The following is a 5,472-nucleotide window of genomic DNA, read 5'->3' on the forward strand; positions in this document are numbered from 1 at the left end:
GGTTTCGCCACCTCTGACTTGAGCGTCGATTTTTGTGATGCTCGTCAGGGGGGCGGAGCCTATGGAAAAACGCCTGTTGCGCGGCCTTTTTTTGCTCACATGTTCTTTCCGGCCTTATCCCCTGATTCTGTGGATAACCGCATTATCGTTTTTGAGTGAGCAGACACCGCTCGCCGCAGCCGAACGACCGAGCGCAGCGAGTCAGTGAGCGAGGAAGCGGAAGAGCGTCGGAAGTTGCATTTTCTCCTTACGCATCTGTGCGGTATTTCACACCGCATATGGTGCACTATCAATACAATCCGCACTGATGCCACATAGTTAAGCCAGTATACACTCCGCTATCGCTACGTGACTGGGTCATGGCTGCGCCCCGACACCCGCTAAAACCCGCTGACGCGCCCTGGCGGGCTTGTCTGCTCCCGGCATCCGCTCACAGACAAGCTGTGACCGTCTCCGGGAGCTGCATGTGTCAGAGGTTTTCACCGTCATCCCCGAAACGTGCGAGGCAGCTGCGGTAAAGCTCATCGGCGTGGTCGTGAAGCGATTCACAGATGTCTGCCTGTTCATCCGCGTCCAGTTCGTTGAGCTTTTCCAGCAGCGTTAATGTCTGGCTTCTGATAAAGCGCGCCATGTTAAGGGCTGTTTTTTCCTGTTTAGTCACTGATGCCTCCGTGTAAGGGGGATTTCTGTTCATGGGGTAATGATACCGATGAAACGCGAGAGGATGCTCACGATACGGGTTACTGATGATGAACATGCCAGGTTACTTGAACGCTGTGAGGGTAAACAACTGGCGGTATGGATGCGGCGGGTCTGCCTGGGTGAGCCGGTTGCCCGTTCCGGGAAACTGCCGACACTGGCACCGCCGTTACTGCGTCAGCTGGCCGCCATCGGAAATAACCTGAATCAGACAGCCCGTAAGGTGAACAGCGGGCAGTGGTCTTCCGGTGACCGGGTTCAGGTAGTGGCCGCACTGATGGCCATCGGGGATGAGCTGCGCCGGCTGCGTCTGGCCGTCAGGGAACAGGGGGCGCGGGATGATAGTTAAATTTCATGCCAGGGGAAAAGGTGGTGGCAGTGGTCCGGTTGATTACCTGCTGGGGAGGGAGCGTAACCGCGAAGGCGCAACGGTGCTTCAGGGTAATCCGGAAGAAGTCCGGGAACTCATCGATGCCACGCCATTTGCGAAGAAATACACGTCCGGTGTTCTGTCGTTCGCGGAGAAGGAGCTGCCGCCGGGAGGACGTGAAAAAGTGATGGCGAGCTTTGAGCGTGTACTGATGCCCGGTCTCGAAAAAAATCAGTACAGCATCCTGTGGGTGGAGCACCAGGACAAGGGACGGCTTGAGCTGAATTTTGTTATTCCGAACATGGAGCTACAGACCGGAAAACGTCTCCAGACGTACTACGACCGCGCAGACAGGCCGAGAATTGATGCCTGGCAGACGCTGGTGAATCACCATTACGGACTGCATGACCCCAACGCCCCGGAGAACCGCCGGACGCTGACCCTTCCTGATAACCTGCCGGAAACGAAACAGGCACTTGCTGAGAGCGTTACACGCGGTATAGACGCACTTTACCATGCCGGAGAGATAAAAGGACGTCAGGATGTGATTCAGGCGCTCACAGAGGCGGGGCTTGAAGTGGTCAGGGTGACGCGAAGCAGTATCAGCATTGCAGACCCGAACGGCGGGAGGAATATCAGACTGAAAGGAGCGTTTTATGAGCAATCTTTTACAGACGGGCGCGGAGTTCGAGAAAAAGCTGAAAGAGAGAGCCGAATCTACAGAGAAAATGCTGAACGACGAGTTCAGGAAGCTCGGCGAGTCTGTCAGCGAGGCTGTGACCTCAAACGAGACGAAAATCAGAGACGCTATAGCCCTGTTCACAGCCTCGACAGAGAAATCGCTGGAAAAACACCGGGAAGGGGTGAAAGAGGCGATGATGCAGCACAGGAAGGACGTGTTAAAGCTGGCAGGGAATACGGGCATGATGTTACTGGGGATAGTCTTTCTCCTGTTTACCGCGAGTGGCGGGACGCTCTGGTATCTTGGCGGACGGATACAGACGAACCTGGAAGAAATCAGGAAGCAGGAAGAGACATTGCAGAAACTGAACGCGAAGACATGGGGCGTGGAGTTTGTGCAGGACGGGAACAGGAAATTCCTTGTCCTTCCGTACGGGAAATCAGCGGAGGTGATTCCCTTTCAGGGGAAAGAGTGGGTACATCTGAAGGAGTGACTCAGAGTGACAGAGCTGGAAATACATTTGCTGAACGCCTTAGAGCAGCTGCAACAGGACTATATGCAGCGGCTGAGCGAATGGGAGAGCGCCTTCGTGGAATTGCAGAAGATGTTTTCGCTTACGCAACGGGACAACGCGATGCTGAACGAGCGGGTCATGCAGTTGAGTCAGCAGGTGCAGCACTTGAGCGAGCAGACAGAACGCTTGAGCCAGTTATACAGCGAGAACTGGAGATAAGAGAGGCACGGCTGATACAGGAGCGCGAACATGCGTTATCCCTGGAACGGGAGCGTCAGCCGGAAATACAGGAACGCACGCTGGATGGTCCTTCGCTGGGATGGTGAAACCATGAAAAATGGCAGCTTCAGTGGATTAAGAGGGGTTAATGTGGCCTGTACCATCTGGTTGCATAGGTATTCATGCGGTTAAAATTTATCAGGCGCGATCGCGGCAGTTTTTCGGGTGGTTTGTTGCCATTTTTACCTGTCTGCTGCCGTGATCGCGCTGAACGCGTTTTAGCGGTGCGTGTAATGCGACGTTATGGTAAATGGATGAGTTAGGCCTAAGTCATGACAGATAAAACGACCAGTATTAAAATGGCTTTAGAAAACATAATCAGATTTAGTGACTCTATAGAGAGATGGGGAGACTCTATGTCGAAAGCGTGGGAAGAGTTGGATGTTGAGACCAAAGGAAAGCGTACTTATTCTATGAATAACGATATGAGTGGTTTATATAATGTAATATCACGGGCTGTTGAAGCGTCTGGTGCCGATCATTCAATTAATGAAAAATTGACAAATGTCTTGAAAAGAGAGTTAGTTGATTATGTCAGCATTGCGCATCTAAAGACCAAATTGTCTGTATTGTATGAGTTTGAAAAGAATTATTTGCAGCTTATCTCAGAATATAAGGAAGAAATAAAGTTTGCTTCCTCTTTGCAAGAGGATTTACGTAAAGAACGTGCTAAATTCTTTTCTGAGACATTAAAAGAGGTTCATCAAACTCTAAGTGAGTCTCAAGTTGATAATGAAGTGGCATCAAAATGGATTAAAGAACTTGTTGGTAGTTATACCAAAAGCTTGGATCTAAGCGGAGGTCTTGTTGAAGAGCATACATTAGATACAATTGCTTGTATTCGCGCGGAGGCTAAATTAAATAAACCATCTATTGAGCCGGGCAATAATTAATTATGGCCGGGGATAGACATATAAATAGTTTGCTTTATGTTCTTGTGACTATATTAGAACGTAAAGTGAATGACTTTAAATTGTCTTCGTCGGAACTTCCTGAGATATTGGCTGCTTTACGAGAGGCAAGGGAGTGCCTTGTATCGCGCAGCATCAATGAAGAGCCTCAGTTATATTCGGCATTGTTTTTATATGAAAGAAATGAAGGGCTGTTAAGTCTTTCATTTGAGAGAGAGTACTCTATTTTTATTAACTCTAATTTGGAGTGTATATTGAGGAGAGTTGCGGATATAAAAGGTAAAAAGCAGGGTAAATTGCAAAAAATAATGAGTGGGCTTGTGGGGTTTAAATATTCAAGTGGCGATTCTTGTGCGGATCTTTTGTTTTTTAATGGTAAGCTTGAACAGATACGTAAAATATATGAAGTCTTTGATAGGGATAGAGATAGACTTGAATATCTTAACTATATGATGAAGAAAGAACGTGTTATTTTTGAAAGAGAATTTGAACGGCTTTTAGGTGAAAAAAATGGGGATTTTTAGTCAGATTGGTAGCGCTTTGCTTAATTGTATTAGTAAGCCTGTTGATGCACTCTGTGAATGGGCTAAAGAACCATTGAAAGATAGGGAATATAGAAGGGAGGAGGCTTCAAAGGAGTCTGAACATAAGCGTAACATGGATGTCTTGACGGCCAAGAAGCGTGCTGAGCATGAACTCAGAATGAGTGAATTGAATGCTGAATATGAGCTGAGAGAAAAAGAGAAAACTCTTGAAGTTGATTTAGAGGTTCGTCGCGTTCGCGAAATAGAAAAAGCAGTAGCTGAGATCCAGGAATGGAGAAAGTCACAGGAACTTGAGAGGATGGAGCGAACAACAGCAGCTATTGCACGTTACAAGGAGCAACTAACGAAATTAAACATAGAAGTGATTAATTCTATTGGGAACATGCAGCTTGATTTAAAGGAGCGCGCACAGAAATTTGTCTATGAGAAAGCTGTACAATATAAGCGCCTGCAAGATGAAGCAACGGAAGAGGCTATGAATGATCTTATAAGAATTGAGGAAAAGTTTGGTGATAATGAGAGAGCTAAAGATATTTTAATTCGTGCAGTTGATACTAAGATGGGGAATGTTATTGATACGTCAACTCGGTTTTTGGAAGAATTAAATAGAGATATTGTTAGTTTAAACCAAAGTATTGATAGACTGACTAATCAAGGACAAAAATTCATTGAGAGTCATTTGGAGCGTTTTCATATTGTTGATGCGACATCTTCTTTATATATTACAAGTGATGAGAAAGAGCGATTGTTGCTGAAAAATATTAATTAGTATTTTTGTGAGTAATCGCGATCATTATTTTTAATGGTCGCATTGTTTGTTCTTGCGGTTGCTAATCATTAGTTTTTGCCTTGTGGTTGAAAACTGAGCTCTATGGCTATGGCCGAGGAGTGGGAGTGAAAAGATTCAAGGATCCTCTTGTGATCCTTTTTTTCTGCGCGTAATCTGCTGCCTGTAAACAAAAAAACCACCGCTACCAACGGTGGTTTGTTTGCCGGAATCTAGAGCTACCAACTCTTTCTTCCGAAGGTAACTGGCTTGGTGGAGCACAGATACCAAATACTGTCCTTCTAGTGTAGCCGCAGTTAGGCCACCACTTCAAGAACTCTTAATATCTCAATCCACCTTGTCCAGTTACCAGTGGCTGCTGCCAGTGGCGTTAAGTCGTGTCTTACCGGGTTGGACTCAAGACGATAGTTACCGGATAAGGCGCAGCGGTCGGGCTGAACGGGGGGTTCGTGCACACAGCCCAGCTCGGAGCGAACGACCTACACCGAGCCGAGATACCAACAGCGTGAGCTATGAGAAAGCGCCACGCTTCCCGAAGGGAGAAAGGCGGACAGGTATCCGGTAAGCGGCAGGGTCGGAACAGGAGAGCGCACGAGGGAGCTTCCAGGGGGAAACGCCTGGTATCTTTATAGTCCTGTCGGGTTTCGCCACCTCTGACTTGAGCGTCGATTTTTGTGATGCTCGT

6 protein-coding genes are annotated in these 5,472 nt (G+C 47.6%); 5 read left to right on the forward strand and 1 reads right to left on the reverse strand.

Going from position 1 to position 5,472, the window contains the following annotated elements:
* Positions 1–469: 469 nt before the first annotated feature.
* Complete coding sequence (locus ACLQ7T_RS16155; RefSeq protein WP_000165985.1) at positions 470–661, reverse strand: Rop family plasmid primer RNA-binding protein; 192 nt, start codon at positions 659–661, stop codon at positions 470–472.
* A 63-nt stretch (positions 662–724) separates the two neighbouring features.
* Between ACLQ7T_RS16155 and ACLQ7T_RS16160 the strand changes: the two genes are divergently transcribed.
* The 5 genes from ACLQ7T_RS16160 to ACLQ7T_RS16190 all read left to right on the forward strand — a co-directional run bounded on the left by ACLQ7T_RS16160 (position 725) and on the right by ACLQ7T_RS16190 (position 4,769).
* Entirely contained in the window at positions 725–1,048 is a 324-nt protein-coding gene (locus tag ACLQ7T_RS16160) for a MobC family plasmid mobilization relaxosome protein (RefSeq protein ID WP_000955999.1), read from the forward strand.
* The gene (gene mbeA, locus ACLQ7T_RS16240) at positions 1,038–2,591 is read left to right on the forward strand and encodes a plasmid mobilization relaxase MbeA (RefSeq protein WP_422653496.1); all 1,554 of its coding nucleotides are present in this window, start codon (positions 1,038–1,040) and stop codon (positions 2,589–2,591) included. Before ACLQ7T_RS16160 ends, mbeA begins: the two co-directional genes overlap by 11 nt.
* 225 nt (positions 2,592–2,816) lie before the next feature.
* Entirely contained in the window at positions 2,817–3,437 is a 621-nt protein-coding gene (locus tag ACLQ7T_RS16180) for a nickel transporter (RefSeq protein WP_239699380.1), read from the forward strand.
* 2 nt (positions 3,438–3,439) lie between these two features.
* Positions 3,440–3,979: a hypothetical protein gene (locus ACLQ7T_RS16185; RefSeq protein ID WP_029490466.1), complete on the forward strand. Its 540-nt coding sequence runs from the start codon at positions 3,440–3,442 to the stop codon at positions 3,977–3,979.
* The gene (locus ACLQ7T_RS16190; protein ID WP_420480284.1) at positions 3,957–4,769 is read left to right on the forward strand and encodes a hypothetical protein; all 813 of its coding nucleotides are present in this window, start codon (positions 3,957–3,959) and stop codon (positions 4,767–4,769) included. Before ACLQ7T_RS16185 ends, ACLQ7T_RS16190 begins: the two co-directional genes overlap by 23 nt.
* The last annotated feature ends 703 nt before the right edge of the window (positions 4,770–5,472 follow it).

The sequence above is a fragment of the Brevundimonas sediminis genome, from assembly GCF_048799765.1.
Taxonomy (GTDB): domain Bacteria; phylum Pseudomonadota; class Alphaproteobacteria; order Caulobacterales; family Caulobacteraceae; genus Brevundimonas.